The following is a 24,540-nucleotide window of genomic DNA, read 5'->3' on the forward strand; positions in this document are numbered from 1 at the left end:
TACACCAATCCCCAGCTTGACACTGAGGATGCTGATGCACAACATTTAATGGAGGTTGAAAATATTGATCCTGATAATCTACTGATTGACCAGGGTTACATATCACTGCAAGCAGAAAGCCATCCTACTCAATTTAGGAGCATTCAGGTTATGGTTCTTGAATAATTTCTTGATATTCAACCGATAAACTTTTGTATCTAAGACCTGCCAACTGTCTGTTTAGGGTTCCTCCGTTTGATGCCCTAACTGCATCAAGACGTGACCCTCAAATTAAGAAATGCAAGCAGCTGATTAAGAACTGAAATTTGAGGAGTTACTTGATAGAAATGATCAAGTGAAACAAAGAAATATTTCTTCAAAAAGACATGAACTACTACATCATCTAATTACAACTTTACTTCATGATCCCAAAAACATTCGCTAGAAAAGATCTTAACCCAAATTGTTCTACTATATTCAGAGAGATACACAACGATTGCGCCGTACTATTAAGAGACCGCCTTCGTAACCCAAGTCAGGCTCACTCCTAACTTATTGGCAAGCTCTGCCCTATTTTTCAGCTTCCCAGATTTCAACAGTTTTCTATAGAGAATAGCCTGCTCCCTCCTACTCTTTTTTGCTTTAACAGATTTCTCTGTTAACCAATAGTTCGCACCTTTTAAAAATGGGTGTATTTCAGTGAATTTTTGGCTGTCAAATTTGAAAAGAGCCCTTGACTGGACTGTAATCTATCGTGCAGGAGATGCTGTTACTCTAAAAAAAGTAATTAATAAAAAAATCAACCAGATATGCTTTTATACTTAATAACCAATAACGACAGCCAAGGCTATAAATACAACAGCCATAATCATGCTTACGATAAATAATGGTAAAATATAACTGAACCACTTTTCAAAAGGAACTTTGGCTAAGCCTAATGTAGCCATTAAAACTCCATTCGTTGGTATAATGATATTCGAGATCCCATCCCCTAAGATATATGCAAGAACTGCAGTCTGACGTGATAGCCCCAAGAGATCTGACATGGGTGTCATCAATGGCATAGAAACTAACGCCTGACCTGAAGCTGATGGAATGAAAAAATTGAGTCCCGTTTGGAAAAAAAGCATGCCTTCGGCAGCGGCTATTTTAGGCATACTCACCAGAAAACTACTTGCAGAATGTAATAGAGTATCAATAATCATTCCTTCTTGAAGCACCACGGAAATGCCACGTGCTACACCGACTACTAAGGCGGGCACAATCATAATTTCCAAGCCTTTCGAAAATGCTGCCATTGATTCATCACCGGTCATACCGGAGATCTTGGTAACGACAATTATGATTGCAATAAAACACGCACTCATCTCAATTAAACCCCATCCAATTGTTTGAACTGCAACAATTATAGATGCATAAGACACCACAAAAAATAGAAGAATGATGATGTGTTTTCTTTCAATCTCTATGTGCTTAAACACTCCAAACTCATCCAGTTTAAAATGGTCACCTTTCATCAAGCTAAGAGATAGATTTTTCTTTACTCTATCACCATATCGCATAATGAAAAAGAAACCGATTGCAGCATACACTACATATAGAAATAGCCGAAAAACGATACCTGAACCAATAGGCAATTCTGCAATAACTTGAGCGATCTGCACTGTGAATGGATTAGTGACTCCTGTACTCCAGCCTAAATATTGCGGAACGCACAGTAGTCCTACACCAAATATCCTGTCGTAGCCTAAACTTTTAGACAAAAACAAAAATACAGGTATTAAAGCTATCGTTTCAGAAGCTATTCCCATAAAGGAAGAACCTGAGAAAACAGTCATATAGATTAGAAAAAGAAGTAATTTTGGTTTTTCCTGGAACCTGGAAATCAGTGCAAAAAGAAATGCATTAATAGTTCCTGTTTGTTGTAATAAATTAAAAACAGCTCCTACAATAAAAACGAAAAATACCAGTACAGCCGATTGTCCCAGACCTTTTGGAATTGCACTAAACAGACCCAATAATGAGACCGGAGTTGACTTTCCTTCTACAGTTTCACCTAATAAAGTCGCTTTTAAAGAATAGTTCTTGGGTACCTCTTTATAGCTATTCGGTACGACTACACTCTGAGTCATCCCATCATAACTTCTTGTGGTTCGTTCAAAATTTCCACTAGGTATTATGTATGTTAGTATTGAACAGAATATGATAATCCAAAAAAGAAATATGAAAACGTGAGGAATTTTGAAATTATTCATAGACGGAGAGATTATTCTTTATTGTCGTTGACTCTATGGGCGATGGATGAAGCTTGTAAAGTCTTCTGCTTGAAGCAGTACGTCACCTGAGTTATCGTCTAAAATCCATTTAGACTTTTGTATTCTGAAACCTCAGCCAGTAGTGCTTACCATTTTACTATAATTTGGGAGGATACTCTTGTATTTTTTAGACAAATGTTTGAACATTTTCGAGAAATATGCCGGGAAATTTAGAATTTTACCCATTGTTGAATACGCTTAATTCTAGATGAGCATAGAGAAGGATTTCAATACCACTTCTATATCAGTGATCTCTTCTAATTATTTCACTGGTAAGGCACACTGTCATTGCATCCATTCTTTATTTATAACTTTCTTTTCGAATGAAGAATAGAAGACTTAGCAGAGACTTCAGTTCACTGCAGTTTCATAGGAATCGTTCAAATTCAAAAAATCACCAATGATTCAAATTGATTATCGTATTTGATTAAATATGATCTATTTAAATAAATCTTGTGTAGAATGATTGTACTATGACTAAATTTTTTTAATTATGGATTGATCCATTTCTTGTCGATTTTTTTCCCGAAAAGGGTTTAACTCGAAAGCCGTTTAACTTACCTTGGCAGAAGTTTTTGAACAATAATTCTGAAAACTGATGCACTGGCATCATCACCATTCAGAACAAATGGCTGGCAAACGGACACACCAACTAAGGTTTATTCGTTTTTACTCTAATCACTTGCAAACTCATAGATGATGAAATTCAAAACTATATCTCTATTTCTATTTATAGTGTTAATGGCGGTATTCAATGCATATGGACAGGGATTAGATGAAAAATATTATCACACTCACAGGGGTTCTTTGAATAATAGCTGTCAAAAATTTCAAGAAGGAGAGGCCAGGATCGCATTTTTGGGCGGATCCATCACCTATAATCCCGGATGGCGAGATTCACTCTACACTTATTTTACGCACACTTATCCTGAAACAGACTTCGATTTTATCAACGCAGGAATTCCTTCCATGGGTTCTACACCCGGGGCTTTTCGTTTTGAACGGGATGTATTGAAGAACGGCCCGGTAGATCTGCTTTTTTTGGAGGCGGCCGTCAACGATTTTACTAACGGCCGGACTCCGACTGAAATTACGAGGGGGATAGAGGGTATTGTAAGGCATTCACTACGGGAGGATCCTGCTACAAGCATCGTGATTATGCATTTTGTAGATCCCGTTAAAATGAAGGATTATCGAAATGGAAACGTCCCCGAGGTGATTCGTCTGCATGAGGAGGTTGCCCGTCATTATAATATTTCCACCATTAACCTGGCTAAAGAGGTTACCGAACGCATCGATGCCGGTGAATTTGACTGGGAGAATGATTTCAAAGATCTCCACCCTTCACCCTTTGGACAGGATATCTATTACCGATCCATGAAAAAGTTTCTGGAAGGTGCCTGCGAAGTTGCCCAAAAAGATGAGAAACTTAAAACAACTCAGATTCCAGGTCCGCTCGACCCCTATTCCTATGCCAATGGAACCTTAATCGAGCCCGGTGATGATTACGCATCCGGGATTGGATGGGAGTTGGTTGAAGATTGGCAGCCATCTGATGAGATCGGGACTCGATCTAACTATGTAGATGTGCCCATGCTGGTTGGCGTCTACCCGGGTGAACCGATTCGATTTCAGTTTGAAGGAAACACCGCAGGGATCGCAGTTGCAAGTGGACCGAATGCAGGAATTATTGAATACCGGATTGATGGGTCACCCTGGAAAAAGCAGGATCTATTTACGCAGTGGAGTCAACAGCTCTACCTCCCCTGGTTTTTTACACTGGCGAGCGGGCTTGAGAGTGGGAAACACTCCCTTGAAATTCGACTACTGGAAGAGAAGAATTTAGAAAGTGAAGGAAGGCAAGCGATCATTCGATACTTCTATTATAACGCTGAATAACCCTTTTTTATCACGTTGAAATGCACATTCAAAAAATAGTTCCTTCACACTGGCTGACACCATTCAAATAATCTTATAATGAAAGAGCCCGGCAGTAATCGAATCAATTGGATTCAAACTGCCGGAGAGTCTTTCATTGATGGTGATATATGCACTTCATGAGTCCATTATTCAGAAGGTTTCTGCATGAATTCATACATTTAAGATTCATACATTTTTATTAGATCTCTACAACCCATTTGGTTGTTTCTTCCATTTATTTTGCACATCACTTTTCTGAAGAGACAAAATATTTAATGATTCAGAGGTACAAAAATGGAGTAGCTGTCATCACCCTCTTTGATAGCAAAAGAGAGTACCCGGGGCTGACCATCCTCCAAATAGACAAACGGCCGTTCCATTCGATCGGGTTTTAAGACATCCCCATTGGCAAGATTCAGTCTTTTCGTTGTTACTTCGTAATTGACTGCTTTTCGCCAGTTTACCCCATCAGCAGAAGTAATCAACCCAATAAAATTATGAGCGTGAAATACAGCAAAGAATTGATTTCTGCTCTCATCGTACCAAATGGAGGAATCTTCGGTATCGATAGTATCGATGACCGGTTTTTTCTGCACAATAAAAGGACCTGTCGGAGTTTCTGAAAGTGCCAAGGCCTGGTTGCGAATAAACCGATCTTCATTGGGTTTATCACCTTTTACTATCATATAGTAGGAGCCGTTTGGGCCTTGTGTAACTGCTGGATTTACGGTCAGCGTTGTGATGGGACCCGCCGGTTCAACGATTGGGTTCTCACGTCTTTGCCATGGTCCATTTAAAGATTTAGAAAGTGCCACACCGGTCCGTTGATTATTTCGCAATACACTCCACATTGGATGGTTATATCCTGTTTTAGCCACTTCCCTCAACTTTTCACCATCCAAAGGAACATCATCAGAATGTGTTCCGATGTAATAGAGATAATAGGTACCCTCGAAATATTTAATCTTCGGGTTGTGTGCTGTGATGGCATCCCATTGGTCCCCACCACGACCTTGCAAAACCGTATTTAGATATTGATAAGGACCTTCCGGCCGATCTGATATGGCATGGGCGATCTCTGAATGAGTGAGCCAGCCGGTAAATCCTAACTCCCGTTTCCACCTGGAGTAGAAGAGGTGATAGTTCCCATCATCCCCTTTAATGATTGAACTGCCCCAGTTAAAATAATCTGGATCTCTCAGCATATTCTCCTCAGAAATGGGTTGAATCATCGAACCGACATCCAGGTTTTCTTGATCTGTCCTGAATGTAACCTCCACCGGGTAGTGATCCGACAGAAACCAATTCTCCTCTCCATTATGAACCTGCGCGTCCGTAGATCGTTTCAATAATTCGGGTGACACCAAGATATAGTCAATGCGTTCCAAACGGGATATCAACTGTTCAGTGGATTCGCTATTTACAGGTCCCAGAACTCTGCCCGGAAACGTCCCTCGCTCACTCAACCCTGTTGTGTATTTTTGGGTACCATCATAAAGCGGAAACCCCAAAAAGGATGCCATTACCGAGTAGTCCAGGTCGTTCAAATAGATATTTCCATCCATTCCCTTCCCTGCATTATTTGAACGCCGACGGTTCAGCAGGTATCCGTCAGGATCATATAAATGCGCGTCGAACGGGGAATGAGCATTGAAGTCTCCTAAAACCATATAGAGTGGATTCTCCATCTCGATCTCCTCCAGCTTATTCAATAAAATGTCAGCCTCCTCCATCCTTCTTTTTATGCTGCCGGGATGAAGATGGACGACCAGGAGATCGATTCCTGCTGTTTTTGCATGCAATGCACCGTGATGCATCCCCTCTCTTATTTTTTCTTTGACCTGAATGGGATATGCAGATGTCAGGCCCACTGAATACCCGGTAGTTTTCAGCAAAACGGAGTAGGGGTGTCCCCACGACTTGGCATCCTCTTTTAATTTAGCAGGCGTATAGTTATTCAGTTCCTGAAGGGCCGTGATGGAGGGCTTCTGACTTCTCATCCATTCTTGAACTTTTTGTCGTCGTTCTTCATCCTTCCCCCAATCAAAACCATTCCAAATATTGTATGTGATCACCTTCAATTTACCCGTATCTCCCACACCCTCCCCGTGAACATTTACCAGGTTCATAAAAGCGTATGCAAGACGTCTTCCATGTTCAGTCAATCCTTGAGGAGTTAAATGAGTATTATCCGCTTTCTGAATACCCCGCATGCTTGTAAAACTGATATATTCATCCTCTTCAGCTAATCTTTTTTGGGCTTCTACAACCACTGGCCGGTCCTCTACAAACGGGTGTTGTTCATCTACACCGACCAGAATATTCAGGTCAGGTTCATGAAGTACCTCATTACGCAGATGCTCAATCAGCCGCTTTAGGTTTTGATAATATTTTTTTGAGGTTTGTCCATCTCCGGCATCCGATTCCCCCTGAATCCAGATCAGCCCACGCACATGTACCTCGTATCCCTGCTCTTCCAGTTGATCTATGCTGGCCTTTAAATCAATCACCATACGATCATAAATTCCACCCTCTCCCGGAGCTTTCCAATCGCGGGCCAACCCGGTTGCACCCTTGGTGTATTTGAAAATTGCCGGATTAAAACCTGCTTTTTTAAGCTCCCTTGCAAAACTGACCTCCGGACCAAAATGCCCTTCCTGAAACCTGCCTTCTTGCGGTTGCATCGGCACCCATCTTCGCTTTGAACTCTGGTTATCCACAAAGGTCCAGTTTAAGCGAATGGATTCATCCAGACCTAAACTGTCTTCCGGATAATTCGCAGCATCGCCCATCCATCCCTGGGCATTTGACTGACCCGCCAGGATGAACAGATCCAGCTTTTCTTGCGCATTTAAATGTGATGGAAGGATAATAATGAACAGCAGAAGGGAACTGATTAAAAAAGTGAGATTCTTCAAATACCTCATAAGCTGTTTTTTTACCCGTTTTTTAGATCTCATATTGAATCAATGCGTTACACTCCAAGACTCCGATGCTATTTTGAGCTCTCTTATGCATCCTTGCCGATCATCTATTTTCATGTTCTAATTCTCATCACTCATATTTTTGTACTCAGGATTTAAGCTTCCGGGAACAGGAGCTCCCAGTTCATCCCGCCAGCTTTTGAGTTGTTCATGTAACTCGTTGGCTCTTGAGGGAAACTGCTCAATAAGGTTCGTCTCTTCCCGGATATCTAGTTCGAGGTTATAGAGCTCCAGTCTTCCATCTTCAAAATACTCATGCAATTTCCAGGGATACTTTAAAATCACAGATCCCGGCCTTGTTCGAAAATACCTGTCATGAGTATCCGGATTATGGTCTGAATAGGCCTGGAGATAGATCGGAAAATGCCAAAAGAGGGATCGGTCCGGCAGTGAGTCTCCCTTAAAAACAGGAATGAGACTCAACCCGTCTAACGGTTTCTCCTCAGGGTTTGATATTCCTGCTGCTTCTAAAAGAGTGGGGTAAAGATCGATCTGTGAAACGGGTTGCTGTGAAGCGGTACCGGGATCAATGACTCCGGGCCATACGGCAATCATGGGTACACGGATACCTCCTTCAAAGTAGGATCCCTTTCCCGCTCGAAGCGGCCATTGGCGGCTGATTTCATGCAACCCTCCATTATCGGATGTAAAGATAAGCAGCGTGTTTTCGTACAAACCTGATGTTTTCAAAAAAGAGATCAACCGGCCAATATTGGTATCCATCGATTCGATCATTGCTGCATAACCGGGATTGTCATGACGATCCGAGCCAGGCTTGGACGTATATTTTTCTTCCAATTCCGGCTTGGGCTGAATGGGTGTGTGTACGGTATAGGGTGCATAGTTGAGGAAAAAGGGCTGACCCTCTGCGGTTTCCAAAAAAACGATCGCTTCATCCGTTAACCGGTCTGTCAGATACTCACCCTCCGGACCCTCCTCCAAATTCGGATTGTGATAGGGTGAAAAATAGCCACCCATCCCCTGAGCTGCAGGATTACCCGCTTCAAAGCCCCCGATATTCACATCGAACCCATTCTCCATCGGATCTTTGGTAATATGCCATTTACCGACATGTGCCGTCCTGTATCCATGGTTTTGAAGAAGTTCCGCAAATGTCAAATTTTCCTCATCTAAATACAACCTGTTTTCAATCGGAATCAGTTTTCTCTCTTCGGCACTGCCCCGGTCGGAATTAGCAACGGTATAAATACCTGTGCGGGGAGCATATTGCCCACTAAACAACGCCGCCCGGGAAGGTGCACAATTTGAAGCAGCTGCATATGCCCGACTGAATACCATCCCTTCAGTGGCCAGCTCATCAATATGGGGCGTCTCATAATATTGACTTCCCATAAATGACAGATCTGTCCAGCCTAAATCATCAATATTAATGATGATGAAATTAGGTCTGTTCTCCGACAGTTTATTTGAATGAGCCGCAATAAATACCAGTGATAAACAGACTGCCAGAATTAGGATGAATCGTTTATTTCGCATGATTCAAAATAGATGGATTGCATGAAGACTCAAACTGCTGTTCATCAAGTCACATGAAAAACTGAGAAGTTTCGAATTCTGGGTTCCGCCAGTGATTCATCAATGATCAGTTTAACACCGGTGTATTGATCGGTTTCAAATTCCTGGATTCGCTTGTGCCCGATGCATTGACCGCTGCAGATCTCCTGCCATTCTCTATCTTTGTATCCTTCTACCGTATAGGTTCGGACGCGCTCACCATGCTTGATATCCTCCTGGAGTACAACATGGTTCAACTCTTTTTCAGAATCGAAATTTATAACATACTCACTGCCCCTTCCTTCAGATTGCGCAACGGGTGCTTCAAACCTTCGTTCGATCTCTTCTCCCCACTCCTTTAACCGCTCCGCGTCTGCCTCCGGTAAGAGTCCCGAGGGATCCGGCGTCAAGCCCACGATTAACGTAGAGTTTCGTCCCACAGATTTGTAGTGCATATCTACCAGATTTTCCAGCGGGTAGATTGTATGTTCGCGATCAGGTTCCCAGAACCAATCGTGTCCTCCACTATGGCCGCGCAGAGGTGCGTCACTCATGGCGGGCATATAATAATCTCCGTCCGGATCTCCATATTTCAAGAGTTCAAAATGATCGGGACCCGTCTTATTGGTATGGGAATAAGGATAGGGAAACGTCCCCCAGCAGGGATACGGAACAGTTCCTGTTTCACTTCCGCCCCAGCGGATATCCGCCCGCTGGTCATTGTGATAAAAAATACCATTGGGCTGATTTCTCTCAAAGATCGATAGTACATCCGGTCCTCCTCTTTCGGGACCGTAAGCTCCCCCATCAAACCAGATGATGGCTAATTCTCCATATCGGGAAGTGAGCTCTTCAACTATTCCCTCACACATCCGGTTATAGTGCTCCTGGCGGTTTTCTGCAAACTCTCCATCCCCGTTCACCAAAAAATCGTGAACACCATAAAAGGAGTTCCATCGAATACCCACATAAATTCCCGGTTCGATATCATACTTTCGGCATGAATCCACAAAATCCCGGACCAGGTCTCCTTTCCCATCCCGCCACTTCACCGCTTTCAGGCAGTACGGATTAACATCACTTTGATACAGGGCAAACCCGGTCTCATGTGTTGCCGTCAGGATTGCAATCTTAAAACCGGCATCTTTAATCGATTTGATCCACTGATCGGTATCCAGCTGTTCCGGGTTAAAGATATTATAATCTTCAATTGGTGTGATACGATTCCTGCTCTGTACATACTGTTTACCATCAAACACATGCAGATCATAATGAAAAACAGCCACTCGTTCTGCCTCCTGCCACTTAATTTGTGGTTGTGTGGGTATAGGAATAGAATTGGAAGGCGAATAGCTTCTCCGTTTTGAATTGGAGGCGGCCGATAAAAAAGGGACTCCGGATGTAACAGCCAGTGTTCCCAGGGACAAGTTTTTCAAAAAATGTCTTCGATCCATGTTATCCATACAATTGCAATTTTTTAGTTTTTGAGATTAATCGTTCAGCCTTTGTTCAGCAGCCTCTTTAATTCCGTTATAAATTTCGCGTGCAAGTGCTTCATATCCCTCAGCATTCGGATGTACACCATCCTCCACTGTAAAAAGCGCCGGTTTATTTTCAAACGCGGTAGTCATATCCAAAAAGTGGACCCCTTCATCCTCCGCGATCTGTTCAGTACGATCTTTCAGTTCCCATAAACGTGGCCTCCGGGACTCCAGGTTATTTTTTCGATCCTCTGATAGGCCCGGCGTCTCAAGATTCATATCTGAGGGACTGACCAGAAAAATTTCCGGAGAGGTTGGAAGTGCTTTTAACTCAGTTATATAGGATCTGTAATCACTCTCAAAATCATCAATGTTTTCCCAGTTATGACGCGGCGGACCGACCGTATCATTCGTTCCCACTTTAATGATCACAATTTCCGGTTGATAGGATTGAACATCCTCTAAGACCTGCCAAACATTTGGTGTCCCGGATTTTAACATCGTTGCACCCCCAATTCCAAAATTTCGGACATTTACCGGTTCATTCCCGAAGATTTTTTCAAGCTCAGCCGGATAAGAATCTTCAGAAGGATCTTCAACACGGGCTCCAAACGTAATACTATCGCCAATACAGGCGATCTTTAGAGAATCCTTCTCCGATGATATCTGATTCTGAGCTGGAACTGCTTCGGGTGCGAAGATAACCACCAATAAGCCTAACAAAAGCATTTTTTTAATCATCATCAGTATCCGTTAATCATTCACAAGTTCAGCCGGATAGGGCACCTGTTCACCAGTGGATTTCAAGGTGGGCATATCCGCATCGGTATTTCTCAAATGCTCTGTTAAAATTCCCGCAAGCTCCTCAACCTTTTCAGGACGCTGATCCGATAGATCATTGGATTCGGAGAGATCTTCCTCCAGGTTGTAGAGTTCAAGAGACTGATCTTCATGAAAGTAGACCAGTTTCCAATCCCCTTTCCGGATGGAACTGTAGGGAGGTTGATCATATATATGCGGATAATGCCAGAATATGGGACGTTCTTGCCAATCTGCGCCTGCTTCATTTCTCAAAAGAGGTACAAAACTTTTTCCATCGACTGTATGATCCGGAAAACTATCTTCAGTGATCCCGGCAATTTCCAGAAAAGTCGGGAAGATATCCTCGATGATGAGATACTGATCCTCTTCTCTTCCTGCTTCTGTGATACCCGGCCATTTTGCAATCATCGGAACTCTGACACCGCCTTCATAGACCATCAGCTTGTGTCCTCTCAGCGGTCTGTTCAAAGGTGCTTGTTTTGGAGCTCCATTATCCGACATAAATACAACAACTGTATTCTCCTCTACACCCAGCTCTTCAAGTTTGGCCATCAGGTCTCCCAGCGATTTGTCCATCCCTTCGATCATGGATGCGTAGGTCGCTTCAAATTCTGAAAAGCCCCGGTCCGCATACTTTTGATAAAACCGACGATCTCTTTCGAATGGAGAGTGAATCGCATAATGGGACATATAGAGGTAAAAGGGTGAACCGGTTGCTACAACGGAATCAATTACGGCATTGGCTTCCCGCGTCAGCGCCTCGGTAAGATTTATTTCCTGGCCATGATATTTTTCTAAACCGGGCACATCCCAAACCGTACTTCCTCCCCTGGATTCCGCACTAAAATTGTTTTCACCGTGGTAACTCCCCGGAGCGCCGGAAGCCCGTCCTGCGATGTTGACATCAAACCCAAGGTTTAGCGGATCGGCCCCGGGTGTATCGATCGCTCCAAAATGACCTTTCCCTACATGAATGGTTGTGTATCCGGCTTCTTTCAACAGCATTGGCAATGTTTCAGCCACTATGGTATTTGGCACTCCCTCTTCCGGAGCCAAACCGTTTACATTCCACTCCGGTGGGATAATCGCTGAGTCTTCCGGACCGTATAAATCATCCGGTGACTCCCCCTCGTATAATGTCCAGTTTGTAACACCATGCCGGGCCATGCTCATGCCTGTCATCAAACTGATTCGGGAGGGGGAACAAACCGCCGCAGCATAAGCCTGCGTGAATTTCACCCCTTGATCAGCAAGAGTTTCCATATTGGGTGTGTGATATCGCCGGTTCAGTTCAGTCGTATCTTCATGAAAGGGAACCGAAGTGTCCTGCCACCCCATATCATCGACAAAAAAGAATAAGATATTGGGCTTCTTCTCTTCCGTTTGAGGGTTTGTGCATCCGATTTGGAAGCTTATAAAAATCAGAATGAGTACTGTGATGAGTTGAGCTCTTCTCATAATTTTCAATGGTCAGTCTATATAATTATCGTGTTCATGGTTTAGGGGCGTGGCATACATTATTAACTGATTACGACACATAGAAAGCAGAAAAATTAGTGATGATCGGCTCCTTTACACTATCGCCAATAATCAACTTTAATGCTGAACAATCCCGGGTATCAAACTTTTCAATTCGTTTATGCCCGATACACTGTCCGCTGCAGAGAGTCTGCCACCGGCCTTCAATCAATCCTTCAACGGTGTAGGTTCGTACTCGTTCACCAAACCGGATATCTTCCTGGATAACCACGTGATTCACCTTAATGACGGGGTCCAATTCCAGCTGGTACTCCTGACCCCGACCTCCGGTCTGAGTTATCGGCTTCCCAAAACGACGCTCGATCTCGCGCCCCCATAATTTCAGACGCTCCACATCTTTTGTTGGCAGAACGCCCGACGGGTTGGGAGTCACCCCCAGGATTAACGTCGAATTTCGTCCTACAGATTTGTAGTACATATCTACAAGGTCCTCAACAGGATAGATAATATGTTCGCGATCGGGCTCCCAGAACCAGTCGTGTCCCCCATGTCCGCGAAGGGGTGCATCACTCATTGCCGGCATATAGTAACTTCCATTCGGATCCCCCGTTTTTAACAGTTCAAAATTGTTAGCTGCAATCTCCTCCCTTGAAGATTCACCGGCTCCGATCACTTTAAAAGGAAAGGTTCCCCAGCAGGGGTATGAAACTGTACCCGTTTCACTGCCTCCCCAGCGGATATCGGCTCGCTGCAAATTGTGGTAAAACAGACCCTCGGGCTGATATTTTTCCCAGATTGAAAGAACATCCGGCCCGCCTTGTTCCGGGCCGTGAGCACCGCCATCAAACCAAACCATGGCCCAGTCGCCATAACGGGTAAAGATCTCTTCTACAACCTTTTCAACCATCCTGTTGTAGTGATTCTGGCGATTCTCAGCAAACGCGTTGCTGCCGCTTACTTTAAAATCGTAAACACCGTAAAAGGCATTCCAGCGTGTTCCGATATACACACCCGGCAGGATTCCATATTTTTCGCACGATTCTTTAAAATCTCTCAACACATCACCTTTTCCATCCCGCCACTTCAGAGCCTTCATGTTGTAGGGGGTTGCATCACTTTGGTGATGGAAAAAACCGGTTTCATGGCTCACCGTTAGTATGGCAATTCGAAAACCGGCATCCTTCAGTGTTTTAATCCATTGGTCCGTATCGTACTCCTGTGGATTAAAAATATTAATATTCTCAACCGGAGTGATTCGGGCTTCACTCTGCACATAAAATTCACCATCGTGGGCATGAAGATCCCAGCAAACCAACGCTGCCAGCTCCGCTTCCTGCCATTGAAGTTGTGCGGCTGTCGGGGTGGGTATCTCATCCACAGGTTTCTGGTCCACTCGAATGTTTGATGAAGCTATTGTACCGGATGAAATCGTTCTTTTAAGATCTTTTTTGCCGTTTTTTTCCATTTCAATGACTGCTGTTCTCTAAAATTTTAATTTCCTCGTTTTCCGCCATACTGATACTCAAAATCCCATCGGAAAAATGCAGATCGTTCACTTCACTGAAAGTCCCGTATTGGGCATGTTTTTTCATGACTTTAATGGAATTGGAATCATATGGGTTCTCAATCTGCAGGGTTCCACCTTTTTCAGAAAGCAGATGAACTTCGCTTATTTGTCCGTCTATCTTCACTGCGGATACGATAAACGCTCCCTGCGCACGAAGATCCCGGAAATGGACATCCGCCCAATCATCCGGTGTAGCCGGGAATATCTCGATCACACCGTTATGGCTTTGAAGAAGCATCTCCTGAAGTCCGGCAGCAAACGCAAAATTTCCTTCAAGTGTAAACGGACGGTACATAAAATTGGAGTACTCTCCGCCTTTTTGATCTCCATTCAGATGGAAGCTGTTCGGAGACACGAAATTTGAAGCAAAAATCTGCAGGGCTTCCCGTGCCTTATCACTGTTCCCGGCCCGCGCATAGAGATTTGCCTGCCAGCTAAAGGAGTATCCCACCCAGGCGCCCGACCCAATCTCATCAAGGTGCTCCAGTGATGTTTCGATCACTTTTTTCTCTTCATCGCCATGGGATGAATCCATCAAGCCAAGCGGATGGATGGCCATTAAATGGGAGAAGTGACGGTGTGATGAATTCAAACGCTCACCGGGAGCAACCAATAAACCGGTTTCATCATCGATACTGTAGTCCGGCAACTCATTCATCCTAGCTTCCCATCTCTGTTGTTCGTCTGATTTTCCGAGTTCAGAGGCCAATTCAGCTGCCATTTTAAAGGCATACTTCATCAGTGCCAGGTCGTAATTTGTTGTCTGCTGGAACCAGGCATCAATGGTGTTGTCATGGATTTCAGGACTTGAACTCAGTGGCAAAACTCTCACTCCATCTTCTATATACGTGACCTCTTCCAGGTGCACAGCTACATCTTTCAGGTACGGATAGGCCCTGTTTTCCAGAAATTCCCGATCCCGGCTATAGGACCACTGCCAGTAGAAATGCTGAGCCAGCCAGGCTGCAATGGTGGGTGACATGGAGTACTGAATCCAACCTCCCATAGGCTGGCCTGTCAGGGTTGTAACACCCGGTACATTTAACCCCTCATTTTCAAAATACCAGCGGGTATAGTCTTTGTTCTCCTGGCGGATATTCCATAACCAGTCTGTGAATATTTGTGTGAGTTCCAGATGATTCCCCGGGTATCCCGGCCAATAGCTGAGCTGAGTATTCAAGTTGTGATGAAAATCTCCCTTCCAGGGCGGAATACTACCATTGTCGGCTGTCCAAACGGCCTGCAAACTGATCGGGGGTGATCCAGGCCTGGAAGCTGCTCCAAACTTATACATATCCCGTTCATACTGCCTTTGCAACAGGGTATCCGGGACTACAATTTGGGACCGAGCCCAAAAATCTTCCCACCATTTCAAACTTATTTGTCGGTCTGTTTCAAATCCCCTTAATAAAGCCTGTTCTGCTAACTGTTCAGAATCTTCCTCTACCCCTGTATTTCCTAAAACTTCATCCACATCTTGGTTGGGATAGTCTGATGTGATACTCCACACACCCTGGAGATTGCCATCCTCACGTTTCCAAAGAACGGATACTTTATACTCCATGCCGTCCCACCCCTGCTGCGTATACACCAGACTGTTGTCCGTCTCCACTACCGTTCCCTGGTCATACCCCAAATCAGCCAGGGTATGCAGCTGGATATCACCACTGGACTCGTTTGAGTCGTCAGATCCATATGGAGGCACTTCAAGAATCGGCTTAAAATCTTGCGGCACATTTTTAAACTCAAACCAACCAATCGGTTTTTCCGAGTGGATAAATGTATGAAGTGCAGCTCCTTCACTCCAGCGAATCTGCAGCTCCCCGGTTTTCAGATATAATCGAGCATCCTCTATCGTGCCAAAGTTGTTTGTTCTAAAATTCAACCCGGCAGCCTGTATTTTCGTCGGATATGCGATATTGTCATACGGAGCATCTCCCAGCTGCTGGACCGGTCCATACTCACCTTTCTGCACCTGCTGATGGACCCAGTCGAAGGTGAGTTCTCTCAATTCACGTACTTCTCGAAGGTCCCACAGATCCGCACGATCCAATGAAAAGCGAAGATGTTCATCCTGTTTCCAGACCAATGCACCCACCATCCCATTTCCAAGCGGAAACCCTTCATCCCAGCGTTCAGGGAGTTGGTCAAATTGAAGGTCCCCAATAGAAGTTTCATAATCTTGCCCAAAGGAGGTGCTGATAGAGAGTGAAAGGTAGCTAAAAATGAAGAGTACAGTTAATAAGGGGCGTACCCTGTTTTTCTGATGGGAGTATGTAATGTCCATGAACTTCTTTTGAATTTATTTTGAATCTATATTTCTGATCTGCTCTAAGGAATTGGTCAATTCCTGTGCAATGTCCGCATGTTGATCGATCACATTCGTCGTTTCCTGTGGATCTGCATCTAAATTGAAAAATTGATAGGGTTTTGAAAACGGTTTTCCCTGGGGTACCTGCCTGCCACCCGAACCATTCCCATAAACCATCTTCCACGGTCCTTTCCGAATGGCAATTAATAAAAAACAGATCGCTCTTATCTTCATCACTTTCCTGTAACTTCAAATCGTATCAAATACGATTCAGCACCATTGTAAATCGTCGAAATTACCCTGTGAGGCCACCTTTAACCGTATCAGAATTGTAAAGGTAGGACCTGTAAAAACTGTTTCTAACACTTTTTAAGTCTTTAAAAGTTTGATCATAAAGATGACAATGACCTAATCGAATTTGTCTTTGATCTCTTGCACAGAAACACCCAGTAACCGATTTGAGATTTGGTCAATCATCTCATCAGATCCTTTGATATGAATCGTGGTTTGGGAATGCTGCATTGTTTCTCCGGGACTAAGTTTTGCAGCCGGTGACGAGGTTTCCAGTTCATAAAAAGGACCAAGGGGATCTTCACCCGGTGCTGGAGGCCCGTCGTTATAAGCATTGATAACATCTCCTGAAAATGGCTCTTCCTGCATTTCCCACATAGAGTTCACATAGCTGGGATTCGCATCAGGCTCATTATAAGTGACGATATTCAACACACCAATTTCTTCAACATAACTTCCTGCAATCTTCAGGGATCGCTTGGGATTAATTCCAATTTTACTTCGATATGTCCCATCCCCTTTAAAAAAGATGGTATGATCATTCACTTTCAGATAGTCATCAGGTACTTCCCCGAAGTATTCATCATTCACTTTCGGTCCCAGACGATCTTCAGGTCCCTCCTCTATTGGAATAACAACAGTGGTTTGTGGAGTTGGAGGATACATTCCGAGAAGCCAGATAGACAACATCCCAGTTTCCCGATTCCATTCGAAGTTTCCGGTATTTTTTATGCTGTTTTCTGTTTCGTAAGCAACCATCCTAACATCTTCGGGCAACGTTATCCCTAACCATCCTGCTATATCTTCTTCGGTCAGGAGCCGAACGGTTCGGTTAATTTCGATCTCAAAGTTTGTGCCGCTCCAGTTGGTAAAGGTAGCCTGATGGGTAAAAGTGACTTCCTCGTTATTTTTGTTGACGATCTCATACTCTTTCGTATCGATTGCGGCCGGCGTGTGCCAATCCTCAAAGATAAATTCAGATCCCGGTTCAAAAAAAATACCGAATTGTCCCCCCTCTGGTCCCAGCCAAAACCGTTCTTCTCCTCCAAATGCGTGGATGTGATTTTGAAGTGTTCCCAGTCGATCTTCTTTAGACAGAACACCTTGTTCAATGAGTTCATAATTAAGCCATCCCAGCCCGGGGCCTGAATCCCTGTTATATGTACTGGTCATCACCCGCCCTTGATAGGAGGGGACAACGGCAATCGCTGCCTGGTCTCTTTCTAATAAGAGAACATCTGTATGCTGCTTTAAAAACTGATAATCCTCTTCAAAAGAGGGGTACAGGTTGGCATCTGTATTTCCACAACTTTGCATTAAAACGGAGAGAGTCACTATCAACCCAATATTAAGTGTGAAACAACTCTTATCTCTCAAACTAAAATTGAACATATAATCACACGATTATCTCGAACTGAGTACTTCTAATTAATCTTCTATATCAAAACGAATCAAGTAGTTCTCATGTCCATTGTGAATCATTGAGACCCCCCATGTTAACCCTTCTTTCGACGTATCATGATTAGTAATATCTGGTCTAAATAAACCTGGTGCCAACGGTTTATTCTCAACCTTAACATTCATTCTATTGTCTAAAAAATTGATACCATCCGGTGCATATTCTAAAGTTTCACTCAGGGATGCCAACGCTCCAACCCCATGAGATTGTCGCCAGATCAGTACTTCATGGCTACGAGTTAAAATGGAATGATCTATCTTTGTATAAGGTCCCTCAGGATTCTTTGAAAAAGACACTCCCATTTCAGTGTGGGCAGGACCACCCTCTCCACCTACCAGGCTTCTGCCTTTGTAATAAAGCCAATATAATCCATTTCTATAAAGTAAAGCTGCATCATCCACCCGATAACTATCAAACTTTTCGGGTTCTACACTTACTTTTAGTATAGGGTCCTCACTAACTCTTTTAAAAGGTCCCGTTGGTGAATCAGATACGGAGACTCCAATCGCCGTGATATCAGTAACACTATTATTCTCAAATTCACCATCCTCGTTTCCTGGTGTTGGTTTTACTCCTGTATAGAATAGATAGTATTTACCATTGGAATAAAAAATATTTGGAGTAAAAACGGCTTGTGAATCCCAATTATCCTTTTTGCCAACATCCAACATTTCACCAACTTCGGTCCATGAATATCCCTCATCTTCCGATTTTGCACACCAAACAGTTGCTCCCCAATACCCTGCTCCCCAATATTTTGGTTCAGCATCAGGTATTTTAGTGTAATACACAAAATAGGTATCCCCAACTTTGATCACATCGCTGGGATCACGACGTGTTACTCCCTCTTCATGACCTATGCCATTTATATTCTGATAGCTGAATTCAATACTTTCGTAATATTCTTTCACTCTTTCTGACCCTGTTTCTACACCTTGTGCATTAGCAGTGCTCACTTCACAGATAAGTAAGAGTAAGGAGCCTGTTAACATTTTGATCAAACTACGGAGATTTTTTTGACGGTTATTCATAAGCATGTTCATTCAAAAAACTATATAAATAGAACTAAAAAAACCCCGCAATTTATAATTGCGAGGTAATTTTAGCGACAATGATAACTGTTAGTATCCTGGATTTTCGGGTGCCAGGTTCGGATTGTTACTCAATCGGTCAACTGTAATTGGCATGTAGTAGTGCTCAGGACCAAAATAACGCTCTCGTCGATCTTGGCTATCCAGTACGTTCACTTCATATTTTTTTGTTTCCCAGTCAAACAATACCTTCACGCCGCTTCTGGATTCGCTTAACCTTTCTTCGGCAATTCTCCATCGTCTGTAATCCCAATATTTATGGCCTTCAAACATCAGTTCAACATCTCGTTCATGGATAATATCATCCAATGTTAAAGAGTTGAGGTTAGGCATTCCGGCCCGGGATCTTACCTGGTTAATGGCATCTAAAGCTTCACCTGTGTTACCCAATTCATAGGCAGCCTCTGCCAGGTTTAGCAGTACTTCACCATACCGAAATATAATCCAGTCAACTTCACTTTCGCCAAATGTAACTTGTGTGCCGCGTGGTTCATTCAAAAATTTCTTAATGGTAAATCCGGTTCTGTTGTGGAATCGGGTCCATGGGGAGATTCCCAACCAGTCGAATCCATCATATTCACCCACTACTTGTTGCTCCGTTACGAGTTCTCCATTTACATAGGTTCCGTCATGAGCATAGGTTGGATACCCTGCAAATTTTGCCCCGGGGTATAATACAGATGCGTGGAATCGGGGATCTTTATCTGCCCAGAGTTCATTAAAGTCAACAAGCTGGTTGCTTTCAAGAACTGCGCGGTCTTCAGTTCCTTTTCTTCCGTCGGTATAATCGTACATCAGTGCTACGTCCAGAAACACCATTCCCTCTGCACCCCAGGTTACCCTGGAATCGCCTCCTGGCCAAAATAGTGCCGAGAAACCGTGTCCTTTATTCCCGAGCCCGTTGTACTTCACAGAGAATATAATCTCTTCATTGTCCTCATCCAGAAATAGCATTTGATAGTTTGTTGCTTTGTCTGATTCGGCATTGTATAGAGCATAACCCCCTTCCTGCACTTTTTTAGCGGCATCATATGCTTTCTGGTAGTAGTCATTCGCTTCGCTTGCTGGAAAACCCAGTAAACCGTTCAGTTGCTCCTCACCATATTTCGCAATACTGCCGGCATACAACATCGCTTTGGACGCTAATGCCCATGCTACATATTTATTGGCCCGGCCTACTTCAACTTCACCGTTGCCGCCCAGTACACCAGCAATGTCTACCAGCTCATCATAGACGAAATCATAGACCTCTTTTTCACTATTTCTTTCAACCATCAGGTCACTGTAATCTCCATCGGCTGGAATTCTTTGAGTTTCGGTTATGAGTGGAACACCACCATACCTTTTTACCATCTCAAAGTATGTAAATGCCCTCAGAAACCGTGCCTCAGCAAGGCGGTGATTTTTTACATCTTCATCCATTCCCTGAACGTTATTCGCATTACTCAGTTTCTCGATGAATTCATTGAGGTTTCGAATATGATTGTATTGCCACATTCCTACGATACCTTCCCGGGTATCGTCCATTAATTGATGATCTACCCAGTTGGCTTCTCCATACCAATTACCTCGATCTCTTAATTCACCTCCAAGGAGCATCTCCTTGATATATTCATAAGCCCAGGTTCCACCAAAATACTTGAACCGGGTATCGTCGTATAACTTGGTTAGTGCTGCATCAGAAAGAGGAGCACTTGTAAACACGTCTGACTCGGATATTTTGTCAAGCGGTTTGTTGTTTAAAACAGAATCCTGACACGCAATACCTACCAAAAAGATTACTAAACTGTATATAACTAATTTTCTTTTTACCATTGTTCTAACTTTTTATTGAATTGTGAGGTCGATTCCAATTGAGAAGGATTTAAACTGCGGGTAGTATCTACCGTTGTAGTTCCCACCGCTTTCAGGATCGATATTAAACTCTGAGAGTTTATTGAATGTCAGCAGATTATATCCTGACAGATGTACTCTTAGATCAGAAATACCTCGTACCCTGGTTAACAGACTGTTCGGAAGACTATATCCAACCGTTACGTTCTTTAATCGTACATAACCTGCTGAAAAAAGGAACATATCTGAGGAAGCTCCCAGATAGGTATTGTTGTCTGATAATCTCGGAAATCTTGAATTTGTATTATCAGGAGTCCATCTGCCATCAAATAAGAACTGCGGAATATTACCTCCATCCTGGCCACCCCCAACCGGGTACCTCATATGATCTTGCAGAGCTATGTCATAACCTGTAGCTCCTTGCCAGAGCATGCTCATGTCGAAGTTTTTATAGTTCGCATTTGCCGTGAAACCGAAAGCGATTTCGGGAGTTGCGCCCTTACCGATTCGAACCTGGTCTCTCCAGTCGATTACGCCATCACCATTTTGATCAACGTATTTCGGCATACCCGGAGCCAAAGTACTATTTGGAGTAGAAGACTGGTCGTAATTGATACCGGATGACTCATAATTCAGATCCTCTTCTGTTAGAAATCCGTCCGTTTCATAACCGAAGCGAAGATTTTGCCACCTTCCGCTCAATTCATTCAACCTACGAAGATCCTCATCCTCAAAATCTTGCTCTTCGATGTCTTTGTACTTGGCTCGAGTCCAGGAGAAGTTTGTTGATAATGAGTAACTGAAATCGTTGATCTGATTAAAGTGGTTCAACACTACTTCAATACCCCGGTTATCGATTGAATTAAGATTTTCCTGTGGGAGTGAAGCACCAAACGTATTGGGCAGAGTGGTTTCCCGGGTAGTCAATATTCCATCTCTTAACCGATAGAAATAGTCAACCTCCATTCCGAACAATCCTTCCAGTATTGAGAATTCGAGACCGGCGTTATATGTATTCATAGTCTCCCAAGTAATTCCTGTGTTCACCAATCCATCCGGTGAAAGCCCCGTCTGAGGAGTTCCACCAAATACATGCGTTCCTGAAAATGAATAGGTTGTTAAATATTGGTAAGCAGCTGCATTGCGGTCGTATCCAGTTTCACTATAGGATGCTCGTATCTTTAAGTCATCAAATAGATTTGTCATATCTTGAAAGAAATCCTCTTCCGATATACGCCAGCCGACGCCAAAACTTGGAAATGTACCCCATCGTACACCCGGTGCAAATCTCGAAGATCCATCCACACGAACGGTTGCATCAAACAGGTATTTACCTCTGTAATCGTAGTTTAATCTACCTGCATAACTTACATTACCTTCTTCGTAAGCTGTGCCGAACAGAGTTTGTGTTTCACTATTTCCGGCAAATATTTGGTCAACTGCAGGAGAAATAAATCCTTTTATATTCCCTTCAATTTGGTCTGACTTAAAATCAATGGTTTCATAGAGTCCAAGTAATTTAACAGTGTGATCTCCAAATGAGCCAAATGAATTTTCATATTCCAACATTCCCTGAAACGTAATTCGACGATTCTCATAGCGTTCATCAACTAAGTCATAATCCTGGTTCTGAGTGATTGGGTTGAAATATGTATCTGTAGATTCATCATATCGCCAGGTTGTGTACGGAGTTCCCCACCTTTTCAAATCACGGTTATCTCCTACATAGTATGCCTTTGCTCTCGCAGCTAAACCTTCAACAAATGGGATTTCATAACTGGCCTCGAGGGAACCAGTAAAATATTGTCGCTGTACTCTGTGATAACCTGACCTGCTGGCGTCCGTTGTATTGAGAACATTGTTTGCATCCCATCCAGAGTACGGTATTCGATTCGGATCTGGATAAGAAGCTGGATAGAATGGCATGGATGGGCGTAAAGACATCCAAATTTGATCGGTTCCGACATATGTATCTCGGGTATCCGTATTTCTCAGAGATAAGTTCATTGCAATATTCAAATCCTCATTCACTTGTACATCTACATTCGAGCGAATGTTGTAACGGTCGTTACTGGCATCTCCTGATTGGTACATTCCCTGGTGCTTATTGTAAGCACCAGATACGAAATAGCCAATGATCTCATTTCTTCCTGATACATTAATATTATGATTCTGCATGGGAGACCAATCATTTAATGCCACATCCACCCAGTTGGTATTGGGAAGAGCGCCATTTTTCATAGCCTGGATATCAGACTCTGAATAGGGGCCGTCAAACCCCGGAATGGGATTCCAGGCAGAGTATGAATACTCTTCTCCATTTCGTTCTCTGACCTCTCTCTGATAGTCTGTAATATCATTACTCGCCCTTGCAAAGTCCCAAGTACTCAAAAATTCTGGATAAGCTGTGGGACGCTGCACTGATAAAGAACTTCCATAATTAACAATAGGAGTGTTCGACCTGCCCTTCTTCGTAGTTATTAATATTACTCCATTTCCTGCTTTAGAACCGTAAATAGCAGCTGACGCATCCTTTAAAACTGAAAATGACTGAACCTCGCTCGGGTCAATACTGGTAAAATTTGCTTGCTCCACTCCATCAACAATGACGAGTGGATTACCAAAATTCCGAATATTTATGGATGGAGCTGATCCGGGTTTTCCTGTGTTCTCTTTAACAAATAGTCCTGTTGCTTTCCCCGCTAATGATTGGCCTAAATTGGCTACCGGTACATTGTCAATTTCCTCACTATTGATGGTTGAAATTGATCCAGTAAGGTTTTCTCTTCTCTGAGTTCCATATCCTACTACTACCAATTCTTCCCCTAAAACTGCTTCTGGATGTAGCGAAATAGTTAATTCACTTTGTCCATTAACAGGAACTTCCATAGTTTGATAACCAATAAAAGATACAATCAACGTATCCTGCAGAGATTCAACCTCCAATTCGAACTCTCCATCTACATTTGTTGAAGTCCCCCTGCTGGTACCTTTCAATAAAATGTTTACACCCGGCAGCGGCTCACCAGATTCGCCATCAACGACCGTACCGGTAAGCGCTTCCACCTGGGCACTTGTATTATTCAGCGTATTCGCTTCTGTTATCCATTCCTGCGCCAAATCAGGTGTAGCTTGTTTGATCTGTGCAGAAACAATCAAGGGCAAACCAATGAAAAGTATTGCCAATAGTATCCTTTTTTCTTTTATCATATTCTTTGGCTTTTATTTAAATGAAACCTATTTATCCCGGATCTTTCTAGAACCTTCCTTCTGAGGTCTAAGTCATATCCTGCATTATAATTCCTAAATTCATTACGTTTTTCTACAAGCCATTTGGTTATGTCTTACACTTATTTTGCATTTCTATTTTTTTTAAACCCTTCCCATCCTGAAATGCTTTCAAAAAACAAGTGATCAGCTTAGAATTATTTGGCTCATATAAAATCTTTTCTCAGACACGTACAGAAAGTAAATTCACTTGTTACTCTGAGAA

Annotated in this window: 14 protein-coding genes; 1 reads left to right on the forward strand and 13 read right to left on the reverse strand. The window is 43.2% G+C overall.

Going from position 1 to position 24,540, the window contains the following annotated elements:
• Nucleotides 1–800 precede the first annotated feature (800 nt).
• Nucleotides 801–2,234 (reverse strand): YfcC family protein, encoded by a 1,434-nt coding sequence (locus L6773_RS17725; RefSeq protein WP_237855840.1) that lies wholly within the window; start codon nt 2,232–2,234, stop codon nt 801–803.
• 756 nt (nt 2,235–2,990) lie between these two features.
• Here L6773_RS17725 and L6773_RS17730 point away from each other — a divergent pair.
• On the forward strand, nt 2,991–4,193 hold the full coding sequence (locus tag L6773_RS17730) for an SGNH/GDSL hydrolase family protein (protein WP_237855841.1): 1,203 nt from the start codon (nt 2,991–2,993) through the stop codon (nt 4,191–4,193).
• Between the two features lie 293 nt (nt 4,194–4,486).
• Here L6773_RS17730 and L6773_RS17735 read toward each other — a convergent pair whose 3' ends face one another.
• The 12 genes from L6773_RS17735 to L6773_RS17790 all read right to left on the reverse strand — a co-directional run bounded on the left by L6773_RS17735 (nt 4,487) and on the right by L6773_RS17790 (nt 24,257).
• Nucleotides 4,487–7,132 (reverse strand): sialate O-acetylesterase, encoded by a 2,646-nt coding sequence (locus L6773_RS17735; RefSeq protein ID WP_237855842.1) that lies wholly within the window; start codon nt 7,130–7,132, stop codon nt 4,487–4,489.
• A 126-nt stretch (nt 7,133–7,258) separates the two neighbouring features.
• Nucleotides 7,259–8,695, reverse strand: a complete 1,437-nt coding sequence (locus L6773_RS17740; protein WP_237855843.1) for a sulfatase — start codon at nt 8,693–8,695, stop codon at nt 7,259–7,261.
• Between the two features lie 44 nt (nt 8,696–8,739).
• The gene (locus L6773_RS17745; protein ID WP_237855844.1) at nt 8,740–10,176 is read right to left on the reverse strand and encodes an alpha-L-fucosidase; all 1,437 of its coding nucleotides are present in this window, start codon (nt 10,174–10,176) and stop codon (nt 8,740–8,742) included.
• 27 nt (nt 10,177–10,203) lie between these two features.
• Nucleotides 10,204–10,938 (reverse strand): GDSL-type esterase/lipase family protein, encoded by a 735-nt coding sequence (locus tag L6773_RS17750; RefSeq protein ID WP_237855845.1) that lies wholly within the window; start codon nt 10,936–10,938, stop codon nt 10,204–10,206.
• 9 nt (nt 10,939–10,947) lie between these two features.
• A complete protein-coding gene (locus L6773_RS17755; protein ID WP_237855846.1) occupies nt 10,948–12,474 on the reverse strand; it encodes a sulfatase in 1,527 nt (508 codons plus the stop codon).
• Between the two features lie 70 nt (nt 12,475–12,544).
• A complete protein-coding gene (locus L6773_RS17760; protein ID WP_237855848.1) occupies nt 12,545–13,960 on the reverse strand; it encodes an alpha-L-fucosidase in 1,416 nt (471 codons plus the stop codon).
• Between the two features lies 1 nt (nt 13,961).
• Entirely contained in the window at nt 13,962–16,349 is a 2,388-nt protein-coding gene (locus tag L6773_RS17765; RefSeq protein ID WP_237855850.1) for a glycosyl hydrolase family 95 catalytic domain-containing protein, read from the reverse strand.
• 15 nt (nt 16,350–16,364) lie between these two features.
• Nucleotides 16,365–16,607: a hypothetical protein gene (locus L6773_RS17770; RefSeq protein WP_237855851.1), complete on the reverse strand. Its 243-nt coding sequence runs from the start codon at nt 16,605–16,607 to the stop codon at nt 16,365–16,367.
• Nucleotides 16,608–16,781: 174 nt separating this feature from the next.
• Nucleotides 16,782–18,056 (reverse strand): DUF6786 family protein, encoded by a 1,275-nt coding sequence (locus L6773_RS17775; protein WP_237855852.1) that lies wholly within the window; start codon nt 18,054–18,056, stop codon nt 16,782–16,784.
• A 36-nt stretch (nt 18,057–18,092) separates the two neighbouring features.
• The gene (locus L6773_RS17780) at nt 18,093–19,154 is read right to left on the reverse strand and encodes a family 43 glycosylhydrolase (protein WP_237855853.1); all 1,062 of its coding nucleotides are present in this window, start codon (nt 19,152–19,154) and stop codon (nt 18,093–18,095) included.
• A 90-nt stretch (nt 19,155–19,244) separates the two neighbouring features.
• The gene (locus L6773_RS17785; RefSeq protein ID WP_237855854.1) at nt 19,245–21,029 is read right to left on the reverse strand and encodes a RagB/SusD family nutrient uptake outer membrane protein; all 1,785 of its coding nucleotides are present in this window, start codon (nt 21,027–21,029) and stop codon (nt 19,245–19,247) included.
• A gap of 12 nt (nt 21,030–21,041) precedes the next feature.
• Nucleotides 21,042–24,257, reverse strand: a complete 3,216-nt coding sequence (locus tag L6773_RS17790; protein ID WP_237855855.1) for a SusC/RagA family TonB-linked outer membrane protein — start codon at nt 24,255–24,257, stop codon at nt 21,042–21,044.
• Nucleotides 24,258–24,540 lie beyond the last annotated feature (283 nt).

Origin of the sequence: Rhodohalobacter sulfatireducens, from assembly GCF_022012475.1 — a bacterium.
Classification (GTDB): Bacteria; Bacteroidota; Rhodothermia; order Balneolales; family Balneolaceae; genus Rhodohalobacter; species Rhodohalobacter sulfatireducens.

Coding starts and splice junctions, on each gene's coding strand:
- L6773_RS17725 (WP_237855840.1), bottom strand. CDS start 2,234: ATGAATAATTTCAAAATTCCTCACGTTTTCATATTTCTTTTTTGGATT.
- L6773_RS17730 (WP_237855841.1), top strand. CDS start 2,991: ATGATGAAATTCAAAACTATATCTCTATTTCTATTTATAGTGTTAATG.
- L6773_RS17740 (WP_237855843.1), bottom strand. CDS start 8,695: ATGCGAAATAAACGATTCATCCTAATTCTGGCAGTCTGTTTATCACTG.
- L6773_RS17745 (WP_237855844.1), bottom strand. CDS start 10,176: ATGGATAACATGGATCGAAGACATTTTTTGAAAAACTTGTCCCTGGGA.
- L6773_RS17750 (WP_237855845.1), bottom strand. CDS start 10,938: ATGATGATTAAAAAAATGCTTTTGTTAGGCTTATTGGTGGTTATCTTC.
- L6773_RS17755 (WP_237855846.1), bottom strand. CDS start 12,474: ATGAGAAGAGCTCAACTCATCACAGTACTCATTCTGATTTTTATAAGC.
- L6773_RS17760 (WP_237855848.1), bottom strand. CDS start 13,960: ATGGAAAAAAACGGCAAAAAAGATCTTAAAAGAACGATTTCATCCGGT.
- L6773_RS17765 (WP_237855850.1), bottom strand. CDS start 16,349: ATGGACATTACATACTCCCATCAGAAAAACAGGGTACGCCCCTTATTA.
- L6773_RS17770 (WP_237855851.1), bottom strand. CDS start 16,607: ATGAAGATAAGAGCGATCTGTTTTTTATTAATTGCCATTCGGAAAGGA.
- L6773_RS17775 (WP_237855852.1), bottom strand. CDS start 18,056: ATGTTCAATTTTAGTTTGAGAGATAAGAGTTGTTTCACACTTAATATT.
- L6773_RS17780 (WP_237855853.1), bottom strand. CDS start 19,154: ATGAATAACCGTCAAAAAAATCTCCGTAGTTTGATCAAAATGTTAACA.
- L6773_RS17785 (WP_237855854.1), bottom strand. CDS start 21,029: ATGGTAAAAAGAAAATTAGTTATATACAGTTTAGTAATCTTTTTGGTA.
- L6773_RS17790 (WP_237855855.1), bottom strand. CDS start 24,257: ATGATAAAAGAAAAAAGGATACTATTGGCAATACTTTTCATTGGTTTG.